The sequence below is a fragment of the Mycobacterium cajalii genome (assembly GCF_045809005.2).
Classification (GTDB): Bacteria; Actinomycetota; Actinomycetes; order Mycobacteriales; family Mycobacteriaceae; genus Mycobacterium.
This window is the reverse complement of record NZ_CM141436.1, coordinates 4,405,589-4,431,006: the sequence shown is the minus strand read 5'-3', so window position 1 is coordinate 4,431,006 and position 25,418 is coordinate 4,405,589. Positions and strand designations below refer to the sequence as shown.

The following is a 25,418-nucleotide window of genomic DNA, read 5'->3' as shown; positions in this document are numbered from 1 at the left end:
CCGCTAGGCCGGTAGCCCGACCCCCAGAGCCGCGTACACCTCGTTGCTGAGGGACACGCTGCGCGGATCGGCGTTGGCCTTGGTGGCGTCGAAACGGTTCATCACATAGGCGTAGCCGATGCGGTGCTCGAGGTCGACGAAACCGAATGACCCGCCCAGCCCGCCGTGGCCGAAGATCCCCGGGTTGGGCCCGTTGACGCGGCGCTGGTTGAGCATGTAGCCCAGGCCCCACCCGTGGTCGGCGACGCGCGGCCCGAGCACCAGATCGGTGTCGGCGCCGCCCTGGCAGACCCGGACCAGGTCCATGTGCTCGTGGCTGAGCAGTTTCTCCTGGGCCAGCGCGTTGTAGAAGGTCGCCAGTCCCAGCGCCGAGACCTGACCGTTGGTGCCGGGGAACTCGAGTTGTCGCCACAGCTGCAAATCGTGTGAGCCCAGTTCGTCGTCCGGGACGAAGCCCATCGAGACCGACAACCCGGCCTTGGGGTGCTCGACGAGACTGGTCGGGTAGCCCGGGGCGTGGGCGTCGGCCAGCAGGTTGCGCGCGTGCGGCTTGTTGACGCGCTCGGCGCACCGGCGCTGCTCGGCCGGGGACAGGCCGATGTGGACGTCGGCGCCGATCGGCTCGGCGATCTCGGTGCGCAGATACTGGCCGATGGTGCGGCCGGTGACCCGGCGGAACACCTCGCCGAGGATGAAACCGAAGGTGGTCATGTGGTAGCCCTGGGCGGTGCCCGGTTCCCACCAGGGTTCGGCGGCGGCCAGTTGCTCGCAGACGTGATCCCAGTCGGCGACTTCCTCCCAGAGCATCGGGTGACGCGGACCGATCACCCCGGAGCGGTGGCTCATCACCATCGCCAGCGTGATGTCCTGTTTGCCGGCTTGCCCGAACTCGGGCCAGTAGCGCGCCACCGGGGCCTGCAGGTCCAGCTCGCCGCGGTCGGCCAGTTGGTGGACGCAGGTCGCCGACAGACCCTTGGTGCCCGACAGCACGGTGGTCAGGGTGTCCTGCCGCCAGGGCCGGGTGCCGGCCGCGTCGGCCGAGCCGCCCCACAGGTTGACGACGAGGTCGCCGTCCACCCAGGCCGCGACGGCCGCGCCGACCTCGTTGCGCGACGCGAAGTTGCGTGCGAACGCCTCGCGCACCCGGACGAAGTCCGGCGCGCAGAAGCCGTGGATGGCAGTGTCTGTTCCGGCGTCGTTCATGGCGCCTTTCTATCGAGCAGATACTTAGCCCGAGCGGGCGACGGGAATCGAACCCGCGTAGCTAGTTTGGAAGACTAGGGCTCTACCATTGAGCTACGCCCGCATGTTTTAGTCGAGCGAGACTGTATCCGCCCGCCGAGATCAAATCTAATCGACGCGGTTTTGTGATCGTTCCGTGAGGCTGTGGGCGGCTGCGCAGCCGGCACGGTCGGGCCGTAGGATCGCCTGGTCAGTGCGGGGTGTAGCGCAGCTTGGTAGCGCATCCGCTTTGGGAGCGGAAGGCCGCAGGTTCAAATCCTGTCACCCCGACCAGCGCGACCGGCCCCGTGCCGCAGCTGCGCCGGCACGCCAAGCCACCATCAGCGAGCCACCGACAGCCAGAAACAAACACCGAGGAGCACACCCGTGAAGAGCAGCGTCGAGCAGTTGAGCCCCACCCGGGTGCGCATCAACGTGCAGGTGCCTTTCACAGAACTCGAGCCCGACTTCCAGCGGGCTTACAAGGAGCTGGCCAAGCAGATAAGGCTGCCCGGCTTCCGGCCCGGCAAGGCGCCGGCGAAGTTGCTCGAGGCCCGTTTCGGACGGGAGGCGATGCTCGATCAGGTGGTCAGCGAGGCGCTGCCCGCCCGGTACGGACAGGCCGTCATGGAGTCGGAGGTGCAGCCGCTCGGCCAGCCCGACATCGAGGTCACCCGGAAGGAATACGGCCAGGATCTGACCTTCACCGCCGAGGTCGACGTCCGGCCCGAGATCACCCTTCCGGACCTGAGTTCGCTGACGGTGTCCGTGGACCCGGTCGAGGTCGGCGACGACGACGTCGACGCCGAACTGCAGTCGTTGCGGGCCCGGTTCGGCACCCTCACCGGTGTGGACCGGCCGGTGGCCACGGGCGACTTCGTCTCGATCGACCTGTCGGCCACCGTCGACGGCGAAGAGGTTCCGAACGCCACCGCGGAGGGCCTCTCCCACGAGGTGGGCTCGGGCCGGCTCATCGCCGGACTCGACGACGCGCTGGTGGGCCTGTCCGTCGACGAGTCCCGGGAATTCACCGCCAAGCTGGCCGCCGGCGAGCACGCCGGGCAGGACGCCCAGGTCACCGTCACCGTGCGGTCGGTCAAGCAACGCGAACTGCCCGAGCCCGACGACGAGTTCGCGCAGCTGGCCAGCGAGTTCGACACCATCGAGGAGCTGCGTTCGAATCTGCGCGAGCAGGTCCAGCGGGCCAAGCGGGCCCAGCAGGCCGAGCAGATTCGCGACGCGACGATGGACGCGCTCCTCGAGCAGGTCGACGTGCCGCTGCCGGAGGCGGTCGTGCAGTCCCAGTACGAGAGCGCCGTGCACAACGCGCTGAGCAGCCTCGGCCACGACGACGCCAAGCTCGCCGAGGCCCTCGCCCAGCAGGGCAAGTCGCGCGACGAGTTCGAGGCCGAGGCTCGCGAGGCCGCGGAGAAGGACGTCAAACGGCAGCTGCTGCTGGATACGCTGGCCGACGACCTGGAGATTCAGGTTGGTCAGGACGACCTGACCGAACGGCTGGTCGCCACGTCCCGCCAGTACGGCATCGAGCCCCAGCAACTGCTCGCCTACATGCAGGAGAACAACCAGCTGCCGGCCATGTTCGCCGACGTGCGGCGCGGTCTGGCCGTCGCCGCGGTGGTCGAGGCCGCGACGGTCACCGACACCGACGGCAACACGATCGACACCAGCGACTTCTTCGGCAAGCGCCCGCGGGGCGACGAGGCCGGGGACGGCGAGCCGGCCGAGGCCGCCGGCGAAGCGGGCCCGGAGGCCGAGCCGGTGGTCGCCGCCGACGCGCAGGAATGACCCGGCGCATGACGCTCTGAGCGAACGTGCCCGGTTGAGGGGGCGCGCGGCCGCCACGCGGCGGGCTCCGTTGGTTAGGGTCGGATCATACGTAACTCGAGAAAGCAGGTAACCCAGTCGTGACTGACATGCGTTCGAACTCGCAGGGTCTCAACCTCACGGACTCGGTCTATGAGCGCTTGCTGTCCGAGCGCATCATTTTCCTGGGTTCGGAGGTGAACGACGAAATCGCCAACCGGCTGTGCGCGCAGATCCTGCTGCTCGCCGCCGAGGACGCCACGAAGGACATCTCGCTGTACATCAACTCCCCGGGCGGATCGATCAGCGCGGGGATGGCGATCTACGACACCATGGTCCTGGCGCCCTGTGACATCGCCACCTACGCGATGGGCATGGCCGCCTCGATGGGCGAGTTCCTGTTGGCGGCGGGCACCAAGGGCAAGCGCTACGCGCTGCCGCACGCCCGGATCCTGATGCACCAGCCGCTGGGCGGGGTGACCGGCAGCGCGGCCGACATCGCCATCCAGGCCGAGCAGTTCCACGTCATCAAGAAGGAGATGTTCCGGCTGAACGCCGAGTTCACCGGGCAGCCGATCGAGCGGATCGAGGCGGACTCCGACCGGGACCGCTGGTTCACCGCTCAGGAAGCCCTCGAATACGGTTTCGTCGACCACATCATCACCCGCGCCGCCCACGTCAACGGAGAAGCCCAGTGAACCCTCAGACCCAACCTCAGGCGCGGTACATCCTGCCGTCGTTCATCGAGCACTCCAGCTTCGGTGTCAAGGAGTCCAACCCCTACAACAAGTTGTTCGAGGAGCGCATCATCTTCCTCGGCGTGCAGGTGGACGACGCGTCGGCGAACGACATCATGGCGCAGCTGCTGGTGCTGGAATCGCTGGACCCCGACCGCGACATCACGATGTACATCAACTCACCCGGCGGCGGGTTCACCTCGCTGATGGCGATCTACGACACCATGCAGTACGTGCGCGCCGACATCCAGACGGTCTGCCTGGGCCAGGCCGCGTCGGCCGCGGCGGTGCTGCTGGCGGCGGGGACGCCCGGCAAGCGGATGGCGCTGCCCAACGCGCGGGTGCTGATCCACCAGCCGTCGCTTCAGGGTGTGATCCAGGGCCAGTTCTCCGACCTGGAGATCCAGGCCGCCGAGATCGAGCGGATGCGCACGCTGATGGAGACCACGCTGGCCCGCCACACCGGCAAGGACCCCGCGGTGATCCGCAAGGACACCGACCGGGACAAGATCCTGACCGCCGAAGACGCCAAGGACTACGGGATCATCGACACCGTCCTCGAGTACCGGAAGCTCTCCGCGCAGAACTCGTAGTTCCGGTCGGCGGTTACCCCCTGCGCCGAACCTGCACCGACGGCGGGGTTTTCGCGGCCCCAACACGCCCGCCTTGGCGGCGGCGCCGGGTTTTTACACCGCCGGCCGCCGCATGGTCGCTGTAGGGTGGTGGCTACCCGCACCCAGGGTTCGGTACGTGCCCGAGCCACGGTCGGGTAACGACCGCGACACGCCAAGGCATGCGCTGCGCGTCTCGGCAGTGGAGGGCCCCGTTTGCCTATATGTTCCTTTCAGGCGGACACGACTTGAATACCACTGACGCGATTCGGCGGTAATTGTCGCGGCAGGCCCGAGCAAGCGGGTAGCGTCGGGGATTACATGCGGGACAGCAAGACGAACGGCGAACAGGAAGTAGGCCTTTAGCCCATGGCGCGCATCGGAGACGGCGGTGACCTGCTGAAGTGCTCGTTCTGCGGGAAGAGCCAAAAGCAGGTCAAGAAACTCATTGCTGGTCCCGGCGTGTACATCTGTGATGAGTGCATCGACCTGTGCAACGAGATCATCGAAGAGGAGCTCGCCGACGCCGACGACGTCAAGCTCGACGAACTGCCCAAGCCGGCCGAGATCCGCGACTTCCTCGAGGGATACGTCGTCGGCCAGGACACCGCCAAGCGGACTTTGGCCGTTGCGGTCTATAACCACTACAAGCGGATCCAGGCCGGCGAGAAGAGCCGCGACTCGCGGGTGGAGCCGGTCGAGCTGACCAAGTCCAACATCTTGATGCTGGGACCCACCGGCTGCGGCAAGACCTACCTGGCCCAAACGCTGGCCAAGATGCTCAACGTCCCGTTCGCCATCGCCGACGCCACCGCGCTGACCGAGGCCGGCTACGTCGGTGAGGACGTCGAGAACATTCTGCTCAAGCTGATCCAGGCCGCCGACTACGACGTCAAGCGCGCCGAAACCGGCATCATCTATATCGATGAGGTCGACAAGATCGCCCGCAAGAGCGAGAACCCGTCGATCACCCGCGACGTCTCCGGTGAGGGCGTGCAACAGGCGCTGCTGAAGATCCTCGAGGGCACCCAGGCGTCGGTTCCCCCGCAGGGTGGCCGCAAGCACCCGCACCAGGAGTTCATCCAGATCGACACCACCAACGTGCTGTTCATCGTTGCGGGTGCGTTCGCCGGGCTGGAGAAGATCATCTACGAGCGGGTCGGCAAGCGCGGTCTGGGCTTCGGCGCCGAGGTCCGTTCCAAGGCCGAGATCGACACCACCGACCACTTCGCCGAAGTGATGCCCGAGGACTTGATCAAGTTCGGCCTGATCCCGGAGTTCATCGGGCGGCTGCCGGTGGTCGCCTCGGTGACCAACCTGGACCGCGAGTCGCTGGTCAAGATCCTGTCCGAGCCGAAGAACGCATTGGTCAAGCAGTACACCCGGCTCTTCGAGATGGACAACGTGGAACTGGAGCTCACCGACGACGCGCTGGAAGCGATCGCCGACCAGGCGATCCACCGCGGCACCGGTGCCCGGGGCCTGCGGGCCATCATGGAAGAGGTCCTGCTGCCGGTCATGTACGACATCCCGAGTCGTGACGACGTCGCCAAGGTCGTGGTGACCAAGGAGACCGTGCAGGACAACGTGCTGCCGACGATCGTGCCGCGCAAGCCGTCGCGCAGCGAGCGCCGCGACAAGAGCGCCTGATCTGATCCACCGGGCGGCGCACCCGTGAGGCTGTAAGCGCGCGTGCCCGACGATGGTGATTCGGTCGACCAGGTTCCGGGTCCGCTGGCGCAGGCGCTGGACCTACTGAACTTCCTGCTGGCCGATGTCCGCGACGGGCTGGGCCCGTACCTCTCGATCTACCTGTTGCTGACCCACCACTGGGACCAGGCGTCGATCGGGCTCGTCATGGCGGTCGGGGGTATCTCGGCGATCGTCGCGCAGGCGCCGGCCGGTGCGTGGGTGGACCGGACGACGGCCAAGCGGGCGCTGCTCGTCGGCGGCGCGCTGACCGTCACCGCCGGATCGTTGGCGATGCCGTTCTTCCCGGGTCTGTACCCGATCTCAGCGCTGCAGGTGCTCACCGGGCTCGCCGGCTCCCTCTTCGCGCCGGGGCTGGCCGCGATCACCCTGGGCATCACCGGTCCACGCTTGTTCTCCCGGCGCATCGGACGCAACGAATCCTTCAACCACGCCGGAAACGCTTCGGCCGCAGCCGTTACCGGCGGGCTGGCCTACTTCTTCGGACCGGCCGCAGCGTTCTGGGTGCTCGCGGCGGTCGCCGTCGGAAGTGTGGCGGCCACGCTGCGGATTCCGGGCGACGCGATCGATCACGACGTCGCCCGCGGCATGGACCACGCGCGCGGAGAGCCGCACCAGCGGCCGTCCGGGATGACTGTGCTGCTGCACAACCGCAGGCTGATGATCTTCGCCGCGACGGTGATCACCTTCCATTTCGCCAACGCCGCCATGCTCCCGTTGGTCGGCCAGCTCCTGGCGCTGCACAACAAAGACGTCGGGACCGCACTGATGGCGGTCTGCATCGTGGCCGCGCAGGTCGTCATGGTTCCGGTGGCCTACGTGACCGGGGCGAAGGCCGACTCGTGGGGGCGCAAGCCGATCTTCCTGGCAGGTTTCGCGGTCCTGGCCGTCCGGGGCTTTCTCTACACGGTGTCGGACAACTCCTATTGGCTGGTCGGCGTGCAAATGCTCGACGGTGTGGGAGCCGGCGTGTTCGGTGCGCTGTTTCCGCTCGTCGTCCAGGACGTGACGCACGGCACCGGCCGGTTCAACGTCAGTTTGGGCGCGGTGACGGCCGCGACGGGGATCGGGGCCGCGGTGTCGAATCTGGCCGCCGGGTCGATCGTGGTGGCGGCGGGCTATCCCGCGGCCTTCGCCTCCCTCGGTGCTCTCGCCGCCGCGGGCTTTGTGCTGTATCTGGTCGCGATGCCCGAAACGGCGCCCACCGAATCCGGCGTCCCGAATAAGGCTTTCGGCAGTGGTGCGCGTGGCTTTACCCGGCGTACGTGACCAATACCACAGTTTTGTCAAGCCGGCATTGCAATGCCCCGCGTACTAGGGCTTTTCGTGGGGAAACGGACCCGACGAAGTCGTCGAACACGGTCATGCGGGCTGAAATCCGGTGCCATAATTGGTACTACGAGTGACATAAAAGCGCGAGCACGCGGTAATCGCTCCGACTGCGCGTAACCTATGGCTGCGGCGGAGTGCCTGTCCGGTTAACAAATGGGAGGCGTGGACGTGGATCCGAACGGCAGCGGAGCCGGATCAGATTCTCATGGCGCGGCGTCTCAGCCTGGGAGTGACCGCCAGCGTCTGGAGCAGGTCGTCATCCGGTTCGCCGGCGACTCCGGCGACGGGATGCAGCTGACCGGCGACCGATTCACCTCGGAAGCCGCGCTATTCGGCAACGACCTGGCCACCCAGCCGAACTACCCGGCCGAGATCCGGGCCCCCGCAGGCACCCTGCCCGGAGTGTCCTCCTTCCAGATCCAGATCGCCGATCACGACATCCTGACCGCCGGTGACCGGCCCGACGTCCTGGTCGCGATGAACCCGGCGGCGCTCAAGGCCAACATCGGCGACCTGCCGCGCGGCGGCATGGTGATCGTCAATACCGACGAGTTCACCAAGCGCAACCTCACCAAGGTGGGCTACGTCAGCAACCCGCTCGAGTCCGGCGAGTTGTCCGAATACGTGGTGCATCCCGTTCCGATGACGACGCTGACCCTCGGTGCCGTCGAGACGATCGGGGCCTCCAAGAAGGACGGCCAGCGCGCCAAGAACATGTTCGCGCTGGGCCTGCTGTCGTGGATGTACGGGCGTCCGATCCAGGCCAGCGAAAACTTCATCCGGGAGAAGTTCGTCCGCAAGCCCGATGTGGCGGAGGCCAACGTGCTGGCCCTGAAGGCCGGCTGGAACTACGGCGAGACCACCGAGGCCTTCGGCACCACCTACGAGGTTTCCCGGGCGAGCCTGCCGGCCGGCGAATACCGCCAGATCTCGGGTAACACCGCGCTGGCCTACGGCATCGTCACCGCGGGACGGCTGGCCGACATCCCCGTCGTGCTCGGCAGCTACCCGATCACGCCGGCGTCGGACATCCTGCACGAGCTGTCCAAGCACAAGAACTTCGACGTCGTCACCTTCCAGGCCGAAGACGAGATCGGCGGCATCTGCGCGGCGATCGGCGCCGCCTACGGCGGTGCGCTCGGGGTCACCAGCACGTCCGGGCCGGGCCTCTCGCTGAAGTCGGAGGCGCTCGGCCTCGCCGTGATGACCGAACTCCCGCTGATCGTCGTCGACGTGCAGCGGGGCGGTCCCTCCACCGGCCTGCCGACCAAGACCGAGCAGGCCGACCTGCTGCAGGCGTTGTACGGCCGCAACGGAGAGTCGCCGGTGGCGGTACTCGCCCCGCGGACTCCGTCCGACTGCTTTGCGACGGCGCTCGAGGCGGTGCGCATCGCGGTTTCCTACCACACGCCGGTGATCGTGCTGTCCGACGGCGCGATCGCCAACGGCTCGGAGCCCTGGCGGATTCCCGACGTCGACGAGCTGCAACCGATCACGCACACCTACGCCAAGGCCGGCGAGCCCTTCCAGCCCTACGCTCGCGACCCCGAGACGCTCGCTCGCCAGTTCGCCATTCCGGGCACCCCCGGCCTGGAGCACCGCATCGGCGGTCTGGAGGCGGCGAACGGTTCGGGCAACATCTCCTACGAGCCGGTCAACCACGACCTGATGGTCCGGTTGCGCCAGGCCAAGATCGACGGGATCTCCGTGCCCGACCTCGAGGTCGACGATCCGACCGGCGACGCGGAGTTGCTGCTGATCGGGTGGGGCAGTTCCTACGGCCCGATCGGGGAAGCCTGCCGGCGCGCGCGGCGCAGGGGCGTCAAGGTCGCCCACGCCCACCTGCGCTACCTCAGCCCGTTCCCGGCGAACCTGGGCGAGGTGCTGCGGCGCTACCCGAAGGTGGTGGCGCCGGAAATGAACTTGGGCCAGCTGGCGTTGGTACTGCGCGGCAAGTATCTGGTGGACGTGCAGTCGGTCACCAAGGTTCAGGGCGTCGCGTTCCTGGCCGACGAGGTGAGTCGGCTCATCAACGCCGCGCTGGGTGGAACGTTGGCCGAGATCGAGCAAGACAAGACGATGGTCGCCAGAATGGCGGCGGCGACGGTTGGGGCGGGAGCGAGCGCATGACCCGCGCCGGGCACGATGCAGAGCGAAGCGATGAGACGATGCAGAGCGAAGCGATGAGGAGGAGCGGCGCTCGTGACTGACGTGATCGACAATCTGGTAGGCGCGGACCTCGGGGTGACGCCGAGGCCGACCAAGAACACGGGCGTGCCCACCACTGATCAGCCGCAAAAGGCCAAGGACTACACCAGCGACCAGGAAGTCCGGTGGTGTCCGGGCTGTGGTGACTACGTCATCCTCAACACCATCCGCAACTTCCTACCGGACCTCGGGCTGCGTCGCGAGAACATCGTGTTCATCAGCGGCATCGGCTGCTCCAGCCGGTTCCCGTACTACCTGGAAACCTACGGCTTCCACTCGATTCACGGGCGCGCGCCGGCCATCGCCACGGGTCTGGCACTCGCCCGCGAGGATCTCTCGGTGTGGGTGGTCACCGGGGACGGCGACGCGTTGTCGATCGGCGGGAACCACCTGATCCATGCGCTGCGCCGCAACGTCAACATCACCATTCTGCTGTTCAACAACCGGATCTACGGGCTGACGAAGGGCCAGTATTCGCCCACCTCCGAGGTCGGCAAGATCACCAAGTCGACCCCGATGGGATCGCTGGACCAGCCGTTCAACCCGGTGTCCCTGGCGCTGGGTGCCGAGGCGACTTTCGTCGGTCGCGCGCTGGACTCCGACCGCACCGGGCTGACCGAGGTGCTGCGCGCCGCCGCCGAGCACCGCGGCGCCGCCGTGGTCGAAATCCTGCAGGACTGCCCGATCTTCAACGACGGTTCGTTCGACGCGCTGCGCAAGGAGGGCGCCGAGGAGCGGGTGATCAACGTCCACCACGGCGAGCCGATCGTGTTCGGCGCGAACGGCGAATACTGCGTGGTGCGGTCGGGATTCGGCCTCGACGTCGCCAAGACCGCCGACGTGGCGGCTGAGGAGATCGTCGTGCACGACGCGCACGCCGACGACTCCGCGTACGCCTTCGCCCTGTCGCGGCTGTCCGACCAGAACCTCGACCACACCGTGCTGGGCATCTTCCGCGACATCAGCCGGCCCACCTACGACGACGCGGCCCGGGCGCAGGTCCGCGCCGCCCGGGACGCGACCCCGTCCGACCGCGTCGCGCTGCAGTCGCTGCTGCGCGGGCGCGACACCTGGACCGTCGAGTAGAGGTGGCAGAGCGGATGCCGGACGCAGTGTCGCTTGCCGGGGTGGTACTCGCCGGCGGGGCATCGCAGCGCATGGGCCGCGACAAGGCCAACCTGCCCGTCCCGGCGGGCGCGGGGGCCTCCGGCGCGCCCACCATGATCGAGCACGTCGTCGGCGTCATCGGACAGCGCTGCGAGCCGGTGTTCGTCATGGCCGCGCAGGGCCAGCCGTTGCCCGCGCTGCGGGCTCACATCGTGCGCGACGAACTCCGCGGCCTGGGACCCTTGCCGGCGACTGCGCGCGGACTGCGCGCGGCGGCGGATGCGGGCGCCCGGCTGGCCTTCGTGTGCGCCGTCGACATGCCCCTGCTGGCCGTCGACCTCATCGACGATCTCGTCCGCCGTGCCACCGAGACCAACGCCGAGGTGGTGCTGCCGTGGGACGGACAGGACCACTACCTCGCGGCCGTGTACCGGACTAACCTGGCCGACCGGGCTGACGCGCTGGTGGCCGGCGGTGCCCGCAGGATGAGCGCCCTGGTCGATGCCTCGGACGCCCAGCGGGTGGTGATGGTGGATGCGCGGTCGCTGACCAACGTCAACACGGACGCCGACCTGCGGGCCTTGGCCTAGCAACCCCGACACCGGCCGCCGCCGCGCCCGTTTGATCCACGCCGCCACACCTTGTCCGGGTGGTCGTAAACAAGTTGGCATCACAGCACCGCGTCGGCCAGGCGGTCGATCTGGTCGATATCGGCCACGCACGGATGGAACACGAGCCCGTCGAAGCCCAGGTCGCGGTAGGCGACCACGGTCTGCGCCGCATCCCGCAGTGAGGTGAGCATGTCGGCGACGTTGAGCCTGGCGTAGTCCGGCTTGAAGCCGTAGTAGCGCTGCAGGTGGGCACGACCGGACGCGACGGTGCCGGCGTCACCGAAGGCGAAGTTGACGCTGGCCTGGAGCCGGGGGCGTCCCGGGCGATCCGCCTCCCTCCACGCCGCACGTACCCGGTCGGCGAGCACCGATTGGTTGGCGTAGTCACGCAGCGCTCCGGCGGTCCAGCCGTCACCGATCGTCACGGCGCGGCGGATCGTCGCGTCCGCGCGTCCACCGAACAGGATCGGAATCCGCACCGGCGCAGGGCCGAGCGCCTTGTCGCCCGTAACGGTTTTGGCGTCACAGGTGTCGCGCAGCACGGCGACGGTCTGGTCGAGGATGCGTCCCCGCCGCCGATAGTCCACGCCGGCCGCGGTGTAGTCGTCGGGGCGGCTACCGATGCCCAGGCCAAGGGTGAGCCGGCCGCCGGACGCGTCGGCCAGGCTGGTGACGTGCTTGGCGAGCAGTACCGCGGGGTACAGCGGCGCCAGCAGCACGTTGGTCATCAAGCCGATCTCGGTGGTCGCGCCAGCGGCCACCGACAGCGCGACGATCGAGTCGAGGCTTTCATAGACCAGCCGGTCGATCGCGGCCAAGTGGGCGAAGCCGCGCTGCTCGGCTCGGCGGGCCCACCGGGCGGTCAGCGGGCCGGGCACGTGCGCTACATGGCTGGGCAGTCCTATTCCGATGTGCATGGGGATCGTTCCTTTCAGGGGTTCACCGCATCGAAGACGTCGTCGTAGTGGCCGTCGCGGGCGGCGAATCGCACCCGTCTGGCGGCTTCCACCACGATCTCGCCGGCGTCGGGTTGGCTGCGCAGCAGCGACATCGCCTCGACGACAAAGGCATCCAGCGACATCGCGTGGGGACCGCTCGGGTGGCCGGCGAGCATGTCGGTTTCGACCTGCGGCGGGATGATCTCGATCACCTGGACCGGGGTGTGGCGCAGTTGGCGACGCAGCGACTGGGTGTAGGCGTGCAGGCCCGCCTTGGTCGCCGAGTAGGTCGGCGCGACCGCTTTGGGCACGAACGCCAGAGCGGAGGTGACGTTGACGATCGCGGCGTGCGGCTGCCCGAGCAGGGTCGGTAGTAGTGCCGCGGTGAGCCGCATCGGCCCCAGCAGGTTGACAGCCACAGTCATGTCGGCGATCTCGGCCAGGGCGGGATCGCCGGCCACCAGGTCCTCGGTCTGCATGATGCCTGCGTTGTTGACCAGGACATTCAGGCCGGGGTGGCGGCCGGGCAGTTCGGCGGCCAACCGGCCGATGCCATCCGGCTCCGCCAGGTCCAGCCGGAGGTATTCGATACCCGGGTTCGCCTCGGCGACGGCCCGCAGCGCCTCGCGACGGCGCCCGGCGATCACCACCCGGTTGCCCGCTCGATGCAACGCTTCGGCCAGGCCGCGGCCGATTCCGCTGCCGCCGCCGGTGATCAGGATGGTGTTGCCCGTCAGGTTCATGAAGTCCAGGCTGACAGCGGTAGCGCCGAAACCACGACCGCTGCGGTCGAATCATGCAGAAGTCCTCGTCTGAGCCAATCGGGATGGATACTTTTCCTCGTGATCGACGATCTGGACGCGCAGATCCTGCATGCTCTTCAGTTGGCCCCCCGGGTTTCGTTCCGCCGGATCGCCGCCGTGGTCGAGGCCACTGAGCAAACGGTCGCCCGGCGCTATCACCGGCTGCGCCGCGACGGCGTGGTGCGCGTTGTCGGATTGGAGAACCGGTGGGCGGACGGCGAAGCGAGCTGGGTGTGCCGCATGCGCGCCGCACCCGACCGTATATCGCAGCTGGCCGACGCGCTGGTGCGCCGCCGAGACGTGTCTCACGCCAACGTGCTGGCCGGATGGACCGACCTGGTCTGCGTCGTCCGGGCGCCGCTGGGCGATACGCGCGAGGACCTCCTGCCCCGGCTACTGCCACGAACAACTTCGGTCACCGACATCACCATCGATCTGCTGCTGCATTCGTTCGGCCACCCCGCAACCGCGCCGTGGACCGGCTATGGGCACACGCTGTCCGACCGGCAAGCCGAAGAGATCCTGGCCGAGCGGACCGGCCCGGTGTCCTGCGTTCAGCGGTTCTCGCCCACCGCAGACGACCGCCACATCCTCGAGGCGCTTGCCGAAGACGGCCGCACACCGCAGTCGCGGCTTGCCGCACGCACTGGTTGGTCGGTCTCGCGAGTGGGCAGGCGGATCGCGGCGCTGGAAGCCTGCGGCGCGCTGATCTACGACGTCGACGTGCTGCCCGAGCGGCTCGGCCACCAGCTCAGCGCCATGCTCTGGCTGACGGTGGCCCCCCGCGACCTACACCGCGTCGGCGAGCTGATCGCGGCACACGACCGCATCGCCTTCGCCGGCGCCGTCAGCGGGACCAAGAACCTGATGGCGATCGCCATCTGTCGAGACACCGACGATCTGTACCGATACCTCAGCGAGCAACTCGGGCAGATCGAGGCGATCCTCGGCTACGAGGTCAACATCCGCACTCAGCGCCTCAAGCAACACGGATCGCTGGTGGCCCACGGCAGGCTGCTCAACCCCCGCCCGGCCCGCACCTCGCGCTGAGCGACTCGTCTCGGCGGCGGCGCAATTGGTCGTTATGGACCGTCTTCTGCCACATCGGGGACCCCCTCGGCCGCGCGGTCGGCCGCGGGCCGGGGCCCATTCACCCGCGGCGCTTCGATCATCGCTCGCCGGCACTTCGCATCTTTCCCGGTTTATTGGCGTCCAGCGAATTCGCATTATCATTCCGGCAGCAATCCGTTCGGGCTGCGGTGGGTGCCATTATCTTCGGAAATCCATTGGAACGACAATAACCTGCCGGGCCGCGCCCATATCGTAGTCCGTTGGCGCGACGGCGATTGGGGGAGAGCTTGATTGGTCTGGCGGGGCCGTTACGTGCGGCTCCCGCAAGCGGTCCACGGATTTACGGCAAAACGGGGGCCACCGGCAGCGCGGCGCTGTTTTTCGCGACTCGCCCTCGTCGGGAACGCCGCGTGGTCGGGCGATCGCGCAGCGAGCCCGAAAAAATCTGCTCTGAAAGCGTTGCCCAGGAACATAATTCGGCTGCCCGATTCGGATGTGGTTTCAGCCTTTGGCAATACGTCGCAGCGAAAGATTCAGTTGTGGAGGCGATTTGCTGATGCTGCGTCGATCCGGTCGCGCGATGTGGTCCGGCTGGGGGTGACTGCAGTGCCGGATCGCGGTCCCGCCGCCGTAACGTGCGGTGCCAAACGTCCGACACCGTGGCCTGAGTCACAATTTACGCGTGATTAGGGTCACTCTCGCCCCGCAGTGTACGGCGGATGACGGGAGCGCGAAATCCAAGCTTGACCTGCGGAAATATTTCTCCGACCGCTCTGTGATCGGTTCGTTATAGGAATGAGATATCCATTTCCTGAAGATGAAAAACATGGGCGGTTCTCGTAGCGTCCCTGTTGGCCCGAGACGGGCAAACGAAAACTGAATCCACGGCCCCGCGTGTGAGCGGGGGGTGGGAGCGGCGCGAGCCGCCCCGGCCGGCGGCTGACAGTCCGCCTGGCAGTTGCGAACCCCCGCTGTCGGGCCGAAACGAGACGGCACGCCCCAGAGAGCCACTTCCGCACAGACATGGCACCCAAGCCCACACCGATGGGCTTGCTTTGGCGCGCGCAAATCGCGAAAGGAACACCTTTTGAAGAACGTCCGCAAGACGCTCATCGCTGCCGCGATCAGCGGGACGCTCGCGAGCATGCCGTCCGCCGCCACCGCCACCGCGGAACCGGCCGGCCTGGACTCGAACGGGTCTCCCCCCGCTCCCGTGGGCTTCGACCCGAACGTTCCCCCGCCGCCGGACGCGCCGCCGGCTCCGGACGCGCCGCCGGCTCCGGACGCGCCGCCGGCTCCGGACGCCCCGCCGCCCGCCGACTTCGACCCGAACCTGCCGCCGCCGCCGGACGCCCCTCCGGGCCCCGACGCCCCACCGCCGCCGGACGCCCCTCCGGGCCCCGACGCCCCGCCGCCGCCTCCGCAGCGGGCGTACAGCGTGGACTGGGACGCCATCGCGCAGTGTGAGTCCGGCGGAAACTGGGCGATCAACACCGGTAACGGCTACTCCGGCGGCTTGCAGTTCACCCCGGGTACCTGGCACGCCAACGGCGGCAGTGGCTCCGCGGCCAGCGCCAGCCGCGAGGAGCAGATCCGCGTCGCCGAGAACGTGCTGCACTCGCAGGGCATCAGAGCCTGGCCGGTCTGCGGGCGGCGCGGCTGACGAGGGCCGCGGCCGGCGGCGGCCCGAGTCTGGATAGCCGTCGCAACCGTGACAAGGAATGCCGGGCCGCACGGCCCGGCATTCCTTGTCGGCGGGGCCGCCGCAGCGGTCGCCGGTCGGGTAGCGTCGGGATCCGTGACCGCATCGCCGCGCGAATTCGACATCGTCTTATATGGGGCGACCGGCTTCGTCGGGAAGCTGACCGCCGAATACCTGGCGCGGGCGGGCGGGCAGGCCCGCATAGCGCTCGCCGGCAGGTCAACCGAGCGCCTGCGCGCGGTGCGCGACACCCTGGGTGAATCCGCGCAGTCCTGGGCGCTGCTGGCCGCCGATGCCTCCGCGCCGTCGACGCTCGACGAGATGGCCGCGCGCACTCAGGTGGTCGTCACCACGGTCGGGCCTTACACCCGCTACGGGTTGCCGCTCGTGGCCGCCTGCGCCGCGGCGGGCACCGACTACGCCGACCTCACCGGGGAGGCGATGTTCGTCCGCGACAGCATCGACCTCCACCACAAGCAGGCCGCCGACACCGGCGCCCGCATCGTGCACGCCTGCGGGTTCGATTCCGTACCCTCCGACCTGACCGTGTACGCGCTGTACCGGGCGGTTCGTGACGCGGGCGCGGGCGAGCTCACCGACACCGATCTGGTGGTGAAGTCGTTCTCCGGGGGATTCTCGGGTGGCACGATCGCCTCGATGATGGAGTTGCTCGACACCGCCTCCCGCGACCCCGAGGCACGCCGCCAGCTCGCCGACCCCTACACGCTGACCCCCGACCGCGGCGCCGAACCGGAGCTCGGTCCGCAGCCCGACCTGCCCTGGCGCCGTGGTCGCCAGATCGCGCCGGAACTGGCCGGTTTGTGGACCGCTGGCTTTGTCATGGCGCCCTACAACACGCGGATCGTCCGCCGTAGCAACGCGCTCCTGGACTGGGGATACGGCCACCGGTTCCGCTACACCGAAAGCATGAGCGTGGGATCGGCCCCGGTCGTCGCACCCCTGGCGTCCGGCGTCGTCACCGGGATCGCCGGCGCGACGTTCGGATTGGGCGGCCGCTACTTCCGGCTACTGCCTCGCCCGCTGCTGGAGCGCATCGCGCCCAAACCCGGCACCGGGCCCAGCCCCGCCGCGCGTGAGCGCGGCTACTACCGCATCGAGACGTACACCACCACCAGCACCGGAGCCAGATATGTGGCACGCATGGAGCAGCACGGCGATCCGGGTTACAAGGCGACCTCGGTGTTGCTGGGCGAGTGCGGTCTCGCCCTGGCGATGGACCGCGACAAGCTCTCCGAGCTGCGCGGCGTCCTGACGCCCGCGGCCGCGATGGGTGAGGCACTGCTGGCGCGCTTCCCGGCCGCCGGGGTGTCGCTGCAGACCGATCGACTCGGGTAGATCCACGGCCCGGCGGGCCGGACCCCCGATTCGGGCGCTTACAGGCCGGCGCGCGGCGCTTCCTAGAATTGACGGGTGACCGCCAGCCCCAGCTCCGACACCGACCTGCCCAAATCGTGGGATCCCGGTGCGGCGGAGAGCCTGATCTACCAGAAGTGGCTGGATGCCGGCTACTTCGTGGCGGACCCGACCAGCGGCCGGCCCGGGTACTCGATCGTGTTGCCCCCGCCGAACGTGACCGGCAGCCTGCACATGGGCCATGCCCTGGAACACACCATGATGGACGCCTTGACCCGCCGCAAGCGCATGCAGGGGTATGAGGTGCTGTGGCAGCCGGGCATGGACCACGCGGGCATCGCGACCCAGAGCGTGGTGGAAAGGCAGCTCGCGGTCGACGGCAAGACCAAGGAGGACCTCGGCCGCGAACTGTTCGTCGAGAAGGTCTGGGACTGGAAGCGCGAATCTGGCGGCGCCATCGGCACCCAGATGCGTCGCCTCGGCGACGGCGTGGACTGGAGCCGCGACCGGTTCACCATGGACGAGGTCCTTTCGCGCGCGGTGCGGACCATCTTCAAGCGGCTCTACGACGCGGGGCTGATCTACCGGGCCGAACGGCTGGTCAACTGGTCGCCGGTGCTGCAGACCGCGATCTCGGACCTCGAGGTCAACTATCTCGACGTCGAGGGCGAGCTGGTGTCGTTCCGGTACGGCTCGCTCGACGACTCGCAGCCCCACATCGTGGTCGCCACCACCCGGGTCGAGACGATGCTGGGTGACACCGCGATCGCGGTCCATCCCGACGACGAGCGCTACCGGCACCTGGTCGGCACCCACCTGCCGCACCCCTTCGTGGACCGCCGGCTCATCGTCGTCGCCGACGAACATGTCGACCCCGAATTCGGCACCGGCGCGGTCAAAGTCACGCCCGCACACGACCCAAACGACTTCGAGATCGGGCTGCGGCACGAGTTGCCGATGATCTCCATCCTGGACACCAGCGGCCGGATCACCGGCACCGGAACACAATTCGACGGCATGGACCGCTTCGAAGCGCGTGTCGCGGTGCGCGAAGCGCTGGCGGCCCAGGGCCGGGTCGTCGAGGAAAAGCGTCCCTACCTGCACAGCGTCGGGCATTCCGAGCGCAGCGGCGAGCCGATCGAACCGCGGCTGTCGCTGCAGTGGTGGGTCCGGGTCGAATCGCTGGCCAAGGCCGCCGGGGATGCGGTCCGAAACGGCGACACGGTGATTCATCCGGCCAGCCTCGAGCCGCGCTGGTTCGCCTGGGTCGACGACATGCACGACTGGTGCATCTCGCGGCAGCTGTGGTGGGGTCACCGCATCCCGATCTGGTACGGGCCCGACGGCGAGCAGGTGTGCGTCGGCCCGGACGAGACGCCCCCGGAGGGCTGGCAACAGGATCCCGACGTGCTGGATACCTGGTTCTCGTCGGCGCTGTGGCCGTTCTCCACGCTGGGCTGGCCGGAGAGGACCCCGGAGCTGGAAAAGTTCTATCCGACAAGCGTTCTGGTGACCGGCTACGACATCCTGTTCTTCTGGGTGGCCCGGATGATGATGTTCGGCACCTTCGTCGGCGGCGACGACGTCCTCACCCTCGGCGGCCGCCGCGGTCCGCAGGTGCCGTTCACCGACGTCTTCCTGCACGGCCTGATCCGCGACGAATCCGGGCGCAAGATGAGCAAGTCCAAGGGCAACGTGATCGACCCGCTGGACTGGGTGGAGGAGTTCGGGGCCGACGCGCTGCGGTTCACGCTGGCCCGCGGCGCCAGTCCCGGCAGCGACCTGGCCGTCGGGGAAGACGCCGTACGGGCGTCGCGCAGCTTCGTCACCAAACTGTTCAACGCCACCCGCTTCGCGCTGCTCAACGGCGCCAGTCCGGCCCCGCTGCCGGACCCGGCCGACCTCACCGACACCGACCGCTGGATCCTGGGACGGCTGGAGGAGGTTCGCGCCGAGGTGGATTCGGCGTTCGACGGCTACGAGTTCGGGCGGGCATGCGAGGCGCTCTACCACTTCACGTGGGACGAATTCTGCGACTGGTACGTCGAATGGGCCAAGGTGCAGCTTGCCAACGGCCTCACGCACACCACCGCCGTGCTGGCCGCGGTGCTCGATACGCTGCTGCGACTGCTGCATCCGGTGATCCCGTTCGTCACCGAGGCGCTGTGGCAGGCCCTGACCCACCGGGAGTCACTGGTGATCGCCGAGTGGCCGCAACCCTCGGGTATCGCCCTGGATCCGGTTGCGGCGCAACGTATCAGCGACAGGCAGAAGCTCGTCACCGAAATCCGGCGGTTCCGCAGCGATCAGGGTCTGGCGGATCGGCAGAAGGTGCCGGCCCGTTTGGCCGGTGGCGGAGAGCTGAGCGCGGAAGTGCGGGCCTTGACCTCGCTGACCGCACCCGGTCCCGGGTTCAGCCCCTCGGCGTCACTGGAGGTTTCTCTGGGTCCGGGCATGGGAGACGTCCACGTCGTCGAACTGGACACCTCCGGCACCATCGATGTGGCCGCCGAGCGCCGGCGCCTCGAAAAGGATTTGGCCGTAGCGCAAAAGGAGCTCGCCTCGACCGCCGCGAAACTCGACAACGCCGATTTTCTGGCCAAGGCCCCCCAGCATGTGGTCGACAAGATCCGGGACCGCCAGCGGGTGGCCCGCGAGGAAACCGAGCGGATCACCGCGAGGCTGGCCGGGCTGCGATGAGCGAGCAGCCCGAGTGGGGGTCGGGGGGCGACGCGGCACCCACCCCGGACGAAATAGCGTCCCTGTGGCAGGTCGAGCACCTGCTCGACCAGCGCTGGCCCGAGACGAAGATCGAGCCGAGCCTGACCCGGATCAACGCGCTGCTGGACCTGCTGGGCTCACCCCAGAAGAGCTACCCGTCGATCCATATCACGGGGACCAACGGCAAGACCTCGGTGGCGCGGATGGTCGACGCCCTGCTGACCGCGCTGCACGGTCGCACCGGCCGGACCACAAGTCCCCACCTGCAGTCGGCGGTCGAGCGCATCGCCATCGACGGCAAGCCGATCAGCCCGGCGCAATACGTGTCGACCTACCGGGAGATCGAGCCGTACGTCCAGATGGTCGACGCGCAGTCCCAGGCCGCCGGCGGGCCGGCCATGAGCAAGTTCGAGGTCCTCACCGCCATGGCGTTCGCCGCGTTCGCGGACGCGCCGGTCGAGGTCGCGGTCATCGAGGTCGGCATGGGGGGTCGATGGGACGCCACCAACGTGATCAACGCGCCGGTCGCCGTCATCACCCCGATCGGCATCGACCACGTCGAATACCTCGGCGACGACATCGCCGCGATCGCCGGGGAGAAGGCCGGCATCATCACGAAAGCCCCCGAGGGCGCGCCGGACACCGTCGCGATCATCGCCCGCCAGGCCCCCGAGGCGATGGAGGTGCTGCTGGCCGAGACCGTACGGGCCGACGCCGCCGTGGCCCGCGAGGACTCCGAGTTCGCGGTGCTGGGCCGCCAGGTCGCCATCGGGGGGCAGATGCTGCAGCTGCAGGGTCTGGGCGGGGTGTATTCCGACATCTACCTGCCCCTGCACGGTGAGCACCAGGCGCACAACGCCGCGGTGGCCCTCGCGGCGGTGGAGGCCTTCTTCGGGGCGGGCGCGCAGCGCCAACTCGACGTCGACGCCGTCCGCGCCGGTTTTGCCGCCGTCGCCAGCCCGGGCCGGCTGGAACGCCTGCGCAGCGCGCCGACGGTGTTCGTCGACGCCGCGCACAATCCGGCCGGTGCCGCCGCGCTGGCGCAGACGCTGTCCGGCGAGTTCGACTTCCGCTACCTGGTCGGTGTGCTCAGCGTGCTGGCCGACAAGGACGTCGACGGCATCCTGGCCGCGCTGGAGCCGGCGTTCGACTCCGTCGTCGTGACCCACAACGGGTCGCCGCGCGCGCTCGATGTCGAGTCGCTGGCGCTGGCGGCGCGCCAGCTGTTCGGGCCGGATCGGGTGACGACCGCCGAGAACCTGCGCGACGCCATCGACGTCGCGACCGCGCTGGTCGACGAGGCCTCATTGCGCGGAGAAGCGCAGGGCGAAAGCGAGGCGTTCTCCGGCACGGGGATCGTCGTCACCGGCTCGGTGGTGACGGCCGGGGCCGCGCGGACCCTGTTCGGGCGTGATCCCGAATGACCGGGCAGGCTCCCCAGAACGCACAGCCCGACCCGTGGAAGGGCTTCAGCGCGGTGATGGCCGCCACGCTGATCCTGGAGGCGATCGTGGTGCTGCTGGCGATACCGGTCGTCGGCATGGTCGGCGCCGGCTTCACCGCGGTGTCGCTGGGATACCTGGTCGGGCTGGCGACGCTGTTGATCCTGCTGGCCGGGCTACAGCGCCGGCCCTGGGCGATCTGGCTCAATCTCGGCGTGCAGGTGGTGCTGCTCGCGGGTGTCTTCGTCTATCCGGGGATCGGGTTCATCGGGGTGGTGTTCGCCGGAGTGTGGGCGCTGATCGCCTACTTTCGCGCCGAGGTGCGGCGGCGGCAGGCTCAGGATCTGCCGCGGCGACCGCCGCCGGAGTGAGCGGTGCCTCGTTCTGTACGCTCTGGAAAGTGACCGAACGGACTCTCGTACTGATCAAGCCCGACGGCGTCGAGCGCCGGTTGGTGGGCGAGATCGTCAACCGCATCGAGCGTAAGGGCCTCGCCATCGCGGCGCTCGAACTCCGCTCCGTCGACCAGGAACTGGCCGCCCGGCACTACGCCGAACACGAAGACAAGCCGTTCTTCGGGTCCCTGCTGGAATTCATCACCTCGGGCCCGGTGGTGGCCGCGATCGTGGAGGGACCGCGGGCCGTCGCCGCGTTTCGGCAGCTCGCCGGGGGCACGGACCCGGTGGACAAGGCCACGCCCGGCACGATCCGGGGCGATTTCGGGCTGGAGACGCAGTTCAATCTGGTGCACGGCTCGGATTCGGCCGATTCGGCCAAGCGCGAGATCGCGCTGTGGTTTCCCGACGCGTAGCGGTCCCAAAGCTCGGGGGTCGTCGGGTCCGCGGCGTGATGTGGGATACTGGCAGCGGGTGAACGTCGCCGGACCGGCGTCGGACACTCGGATGAAGACTTGGACAAGCGCGACAATCGCCGTCACGTGATATGGCGCAGCATGTCAGGCCGTCATTCAGCACGGCGCCGAGTGGGTTCGACACGAGCCGCTCGGGGCGAGGCCATTGACAAGTCCGGGAGAAGTGACCCGGGCACATAGCGCAGCCCTCGCGTGGCCGCGTCGCAACGACGCGCCCGGGGGCTTGAGGAGATTACGTGGTAGACGGTGCCCCAACTTCAGACACATCTCGCGAGCCGACGCCGCCGGAGGACCTGCCGAACCGCCTGAGGGTTCATCAGCTGGCGCGAGCGCTGGGCAGCACCAACAAAGAGGTGCTGGAGGCGCTCGTCACCCTCGACGGGCAGATGCGCAACGTCCAGTCCGGCGTGGACCGCGAGGACGCGCTGCGGGTGCGCGACCTGCTGTTCGCCAAGCCCGCGGTGGACGTCGTCGACGAACCGCCGTCGGGGGAGGCCGAGCCCGCACAAGGCACCGAGAGCGCCGAAACCGCCGCTGACCGTCCGCATTACATGCCGCTGTTCGTCGCGCCGCAACCGGTGGAGACCGGGCAGCGAGCCGTCGGCGAGGACGACGACTCCGACGACACCGACGACTCCGACTCCGACTCCGACGACAACGACGACGAGCAGGGCGATCGACCGGCCAACCGCCGCCGTCGTCGTGGCCGCCGCGGCCGGGGCCGCGGCCGCGGTGAGCAGGGCGGACCCGACGGCCAGGGCGACACCGGTGACGACGGCGACACCGACGGTTCCCCGGATTCCGACGACTCCGACGACTCGGACGACTCCGACGACGGCGACTCCGGAGACGACGAGAACGGTTCGTCGGAGGGTGGCAGCCGCCGGCGGCGCCGGCGGCGCCGCCGCAAATCGGGTTCCGGCGACGACAACGACGAGTCCGCCTCGCCCGACGACCCGCCGAACACGGTTGTGCACGAGCGTGCCTCGCGCGGCGGCAAGGGCTCCGACGGTTCCGGTAACAGCAGTGGCGGGGCCGAGATCAAGGGTATCGACGGCTCGACCCGGCTGGAGGCCAAACGGCAACGGCGCCGTGACGGACGCGACGCGGGGCGGCGCCGCCCACCGGTGCTGACCGAGGCCGAGTTCCTGGCGCGCCGTGAGGCCGTCGAGCGCGTCATGGTGGTGCGCGACCGGGTCCGCACCGAACCACCGCACCCCGGTGCGCGTTACACCCAGATCGCGGTGCTCGAAGACGGCATCGTCGTCGAGCATTTCGTGACGTCGGCCGCCTCGGCGTCGCTGGTGGGCAACATCTACCTCGGGATCGTGCAGAACGTGCTGCCGTCGATGGAGGCGGCCTTCGTCGACATCGGTCGCGGTCGCAACGGCGTGCTCTACGCCGGTGAGGTCAACTGGGAGGCGGCCGGACTCGGCGGGTCGGACCGCAGGATCGAACAGGCCCTCAAGCCCGGCGACTACGTCATGGTCCAGGTCAGCAAGGACCCGGTCGGGCACAAGGGCGCGCGGCTGACCACGCAGGTGTCGCTGGCGGGTCGCTTCCTGGTCTACGTGCCGGGCGCGTCGTCGACCGGGATCAGCCGCAAACTGCCCGACACCGAGCGTCAGCGACTCAAGGACATCCTGCGCGAGGTGGTGCCGTCGGACGCCGGGGTGATCATCCGCACCGCGTCCGAGGGCGTCAAAGAGGAGGAGATCCGCAAGGACGTCACGCGTCTTCAGGAGCGCTGGAAGCAGATCGAAGCCAAGGCGGCCGAGACCAAGCAGAAGGCCGCCGGCGCCGCGATCGCGCTCTACGAAGAGCCCGACGTGTTGGTCAAGGTCATCCGCGACCTGTTCAACGAGGACTTCTCCGGCCTCGTCGTCTCCGGCGACGAGGCGTGGAAGACGATTAACGATTACGTCGATTCCGTTGCGCCCGAGCTGGTTTCGAAGCTGACCAAATACGAGCCCGCCAGCGCCGAGGGTCCGGACTTGTTCGCGGTGCACCGCATCGACGAACAGCTGGCCAAGGCGATGGACCGGAAGGTGTGGCTGCCCTCGGGCGGCACCCTGGTGATCGACCGCACCGAGGCGATGACGGTCATCGATGTCAACACCGGGAAGTTCACCGGGTCCGGGGGCAACCTCGAGCAGACGGTCACCAAGAACAACCTGGAGGCGGCCGAGGAGATCGTTCGCCAGCTGCGGCTGCGCGACGTCGGCGGCATCGTGGTGATCGACTTCATCGACATGGTGCTGGAGTCCAACCGTGACCTGGTGCTGCGCCGGCTGACCGAGGCGCTGGCCCGCGACCGCACCCGCCACCAGGTGTCCGAGGTGACCTCTTTGGGGCTGGTGCAGTTGACCCGCAAGCGGTTGGGAACGGGCCTCGTCGAGGCGTTCTCCAGCTCGTGCCCGCACTGCGGTGGCCGCGGGATCGTGCTGCACGCCGACCCGGTGGACTCGGCGCCGGCCAACGGGCGCAAATCCGAATCCGGCGGTCGGCGAGGCAAGCGATCGAGGAAGAACCGGTCCGAGGAGCCCGCCGGCCAGCCCGCGGTGGCCAAGGTGCCCGTGCACGCTCCCGGTGAGCATCCGATGTTCAAGGCGATGGCGGCGGGGTCGTCGGCCGGCGCCGGGCGCGACGACGACGAATCCGACGAGTCGGGCGAGGAGCTCAACGGCGAGGGCGGCGGCCCGACGGAGGAGCGGCGCGCGGCCGGCGCGGACGACGTGGACCGCGAGGACTTCGACGAGGGCGACGACGAGGAGGACCTCGACGACGAGGAGGAAGACCTCGGCGACGACGAGGACCTCGACATGGAGGACGAAGACGAGGATCTGGACGACTCCGACGAGGACGACTCCGACGACTCCGACGACGACGAGGACGACTCCGACGACGAGGACGGCGACGACGACACCGCGTGGGCTGCCCGTCGTCCGCGGCGGCGACGCGCGGCCGGCCGGCCGGCCGGCCCGCCGATCCAGCTGGACTGATCGGGGAGTGCGTCCGGTTTGACCCTGTAGCCGCTGGTCACGTACCCTTGGTCAGTTGTCGCCGGGCGGGGCGAGCAGACCGGCCCGGCTAGAGCGGGATTTCCGGGCGATCGGCACGGACCCGCACCCAGAC

19 protein-coding genes and 2 tRNA genes are annotated in these 25,418 nt (G+C 68.7%); 17 read left to right on the top strand and 4 right to left on the bottom strand.

The window, feature by feature from the left end:
- Positions 1–3: 3 nt before the first annotated feature.
- Both ACJ512_RS20975 and ACJ512_RS20970 read right to left on the bottom strand, forming a co-directional pair.
- Positions 4–1,203 carry a serine hydrolase domain-containing protein gene (locus tag ACJ512_RS20975; RefSeq protein WP_369737878.1) on the bottom strand — a complete coding sequence of 400 codons (1,200 nt, stop codon included), beginning with the start codon at positions 1,201–1,203 and terminating at the stop codon, positions 4–6.
- Positions 1,204–1,235: 32 nt separating this feature from the next.
- A tRNA-Gly gene (locus tag ACJ512_RS20970) sits at positions 1,236–1,306 on the bottom strand.
- Positions 1,307–1,438: 132 nt separating this feature from the next.
- Here ACJ512_RS20970 and ACJ512_RS20965 point away from each other — a divergent pair.
- From ACJ512_RS20965 to mobA, 9 genes are all read left to right on the top strand, one after another.
- Positions 1,439–1,515 (top strand) — tRNA-Pro (locus ACJ512_RS20965).
- A gap of 93 nt (positions 1,516–1,608) precedes the next feature.
- Positions 1,609–3,027 carry a trigger factor gene (gene tig / locus ACJ512_RS20960; protein WP_407685799.1) on the top strand — a complete coding sequence of 473 codons (1,419 nt, stop codon included), beginning with the start codon at positions 1,609–1,611 and terminating at the stop codon, positions 3,025–3,027.
- Positions 3,028–3,155: 128 nt separating this feature from the next.
- Entirely contained in the window at positions 3,156–3,743 is a 588-nt protein-coding gene (gene clpP1, locus ACJ512_RS20955) for an ATP-dependent CLP protease proteolytic subunit ClpP1 (protein WP_369741511.1), read from the top strand.
- Positions 3,740–4,375 (top strand): ATP-dependent CLP protease proteolytic subunit ClpP2, encoded by a 636-nt coding sequence (gene clpP2 / locus ACJ512_RS20950; protein WP_369737880.1) that lies wholly within the window; start codon positions 3,740–3,742, stop codon positions 4,373–4,375. The genes clpP1 and clpP2 overlap by 4 nt, the downstream gene beginning before the upstream one ends.
- 387 nt (positions 4,376–4,762) lie before the next feature.
- Positions 4,763–6,043, top strand: a complete 1,281-nt coding sequence (gene clpX, locus ACJ512_RS20945) for an ATP-dependent Clp protease ATP-binding subunit ClpX (RefSeq protein ID WP_369737881.1) — start codon at positions 4,763–4,765, stop codon at positions 6,041–6,043.
- Between the two features lie 42 nt (positions 6,044–6,085).
- Positions 6,086–7,372 (top strand): MFS transporter, encoded by a 1,287-nt coding sequence (locus tag ACJ512_RS20940; protein WP_407685800.1) that lies wholly within the window; start codon positions 6,086–6,088, stop codon positions 7,370–7,372.
- A 231-nt stretch (positions 7,373–7,603) separates the two neighbouring features.
- Positions 7,604–9,565 (top strand): 2-oxoacid:acceptor oxidoreductase subunit alpha, encoded by a 1,962-nt coding sequence (locus ACJ512_RS20935; protein WP_369741512.1) that lies wholly within the window; start codon positions 7,604–7,606, stop codon positions 9,563–9,565.
- A 72-nt stretch (positions 9,566–9,637) separates the two neighbouring features.
- On the top strand, positions 9,638–10,729 hold the full coding sequence (locus ACJ512_RS20930; RefSeq protein ID WP_369737883.1) for a 2-oxoacid:ferredoxin oxidoreductase subunit beta: 1,092 nt from the start codon (positions 9,638–9,640) through the stop codon (positions 10,727–10,729).
- Positions 10,730–10,731: 2 nt separating this feature from the next.
- Positions 10,732–11,340, top strand: a complete 609-nt coding sequence (gene mobA / locus ACJ512_RS20925; RefSeq protein WP_369737885.1) for a molybdenum cofactor guanylyltransferase — start codon at positions 10,732–10,734, stop codon at positions 11,338–11,340.
- 80 nt (positions 11,341–11,420) lie between these two features.
- Here the strand turns inward: mobA and ACJ512_RS20920 are convergent, their stop codons facing one another.
- Positions 11,421–12,278 carry an LLM class flavin-dependent oxidoreductase gene (locus tag ACJ512_RS20920; protein WP_369737886.1) on the bottom strand — a complete coding sequence of 286 codons (858 nt, stop codon included), beginning with the start codon at positions 12,276–12,278 and terminating at the stop codon, positions 11,421–11,423.
- A gap of 14 nt (positions 12,279–12,292) precedes the next feature.
- A complete protein-coding gene (locus ACJ512_RS20915) occupies positions 12,293–13,042 on the bottom strand; it encodes an SDR family oxidoreductase (protein ID WP_369737888.1) in 750 nt (249 codons plus the stop codon).
- Positions 13,043–13,141: 99 nt separating this feature from the next.
- Here ACJ512_RS20915 and ACJ512_RS20910 point away from each other — a divergent pair, with 99 nt between their 5' ends.
- From ACJ512_RS20910 to rne, 8 genes are all read left to right on the top strand, one after another.
- Positions 13,142–14,152 carry an Lrp/AsnC family transcriptional regulator gene (locus ACJ512_RS20910; RefSeq protein ID WP_369737889.1) on the top strand — a complete coding sequence of 337 codons (1,011 nt, stop codon included), beginning with the start codon at positions 13,142–13,144 and terminating at the stop codon, positions 14,150–14,152.
- 1,108 nt (positions 14,153–15,260) lie between these two features.
- A complete protein-coding gene (locus ACJ512_RS20905) occupies positions 15,261–15,836 on the top strand; it encodes a transglycosylase family protein (protein ID WP_369737890.1) in 576 nt (191 codons plus the stop codon).
- Between the two features lie 135 nt (positions 15,837–15,971).
- The gene (locus ACJ512_RS20900; protein ID WP_369737891.1) at positions 15,972–17,231 is read left to right on the top strand and encodes a saccharopine dehydrogenase family protein; all 1,260 of its coding nucleotides are present in this window, start codon (positions 15,972–15,974) and stop codon (positions 17,229–17,231) included.
- A 75-nt stretch (positions 17,232–17,306) separates the two neighbouring features.
- Positions 17,307–19,949 (top strand): valine--tRNA ligase, encoded by a 2,643-nt coding sequence (locus ACJ512_RS20895; RefSeq protein WP_369737892.1) that lies wholly within the window; start codon positions 17,307–17,309, stop codon positions 19,947–19,949.
- Positions 19,946–21,394 carry a bifunctional tetrahydrofolate synthase/dihydrofolate synthase gene (gene folC, locus ACJ512_RS20890; protein WP_369737893.1) on the top strand — a complete coding sequence of 483 codons (1,449 nt, stop codon included), beginning with the start codon at positions 19,946–19,948 and terminating at the stop codon, positions 21,392–21,394. The genes ACJ512_RS20895 and folC overlap by 4 nt, the downstream gene beginning before the upstream one ends.
- Positions 21,391–21,783 (top strand): DUF4233 domain-containing protein, encoded by a 393-nt coding sequence (locus tag ACJ512_RS20885; protein WP_369737895.1) that lies wholly within the window; start codon positions 21,391–21,393, stop codon positions 21,781–21,783. The genes folC and ACJ512_RS20885 overlap by 4 nt, the downstream gene beginning before the upstream one ends.
- A gap of 29 nt (positions 21,784–21,812) precedes the next feature.
- Entirely contained in the window at positions 21,813–22,223 is a 411-nt protein-coding gene (gene ndk, locus ACJ512_RS20880) for a nucleoside-diphosphate kinase (RefSeq protein ID WP_369737897.1), read from the top strand.
- Between the two features lie 296 nt (positions 22,224–22,519).
- A complete protein-coding gene (gene rne, locus ACJ512_RS20875) occupies positions 22,520–25,285 on the top strand; it encodes a ribonuclease E (protein WP_369737898.1) in 2,766 nt (921 codons plus the stop codon).
- The last annotated feature ends 133 nt before the right edge of the window (positions 25,286–25,418 follow it).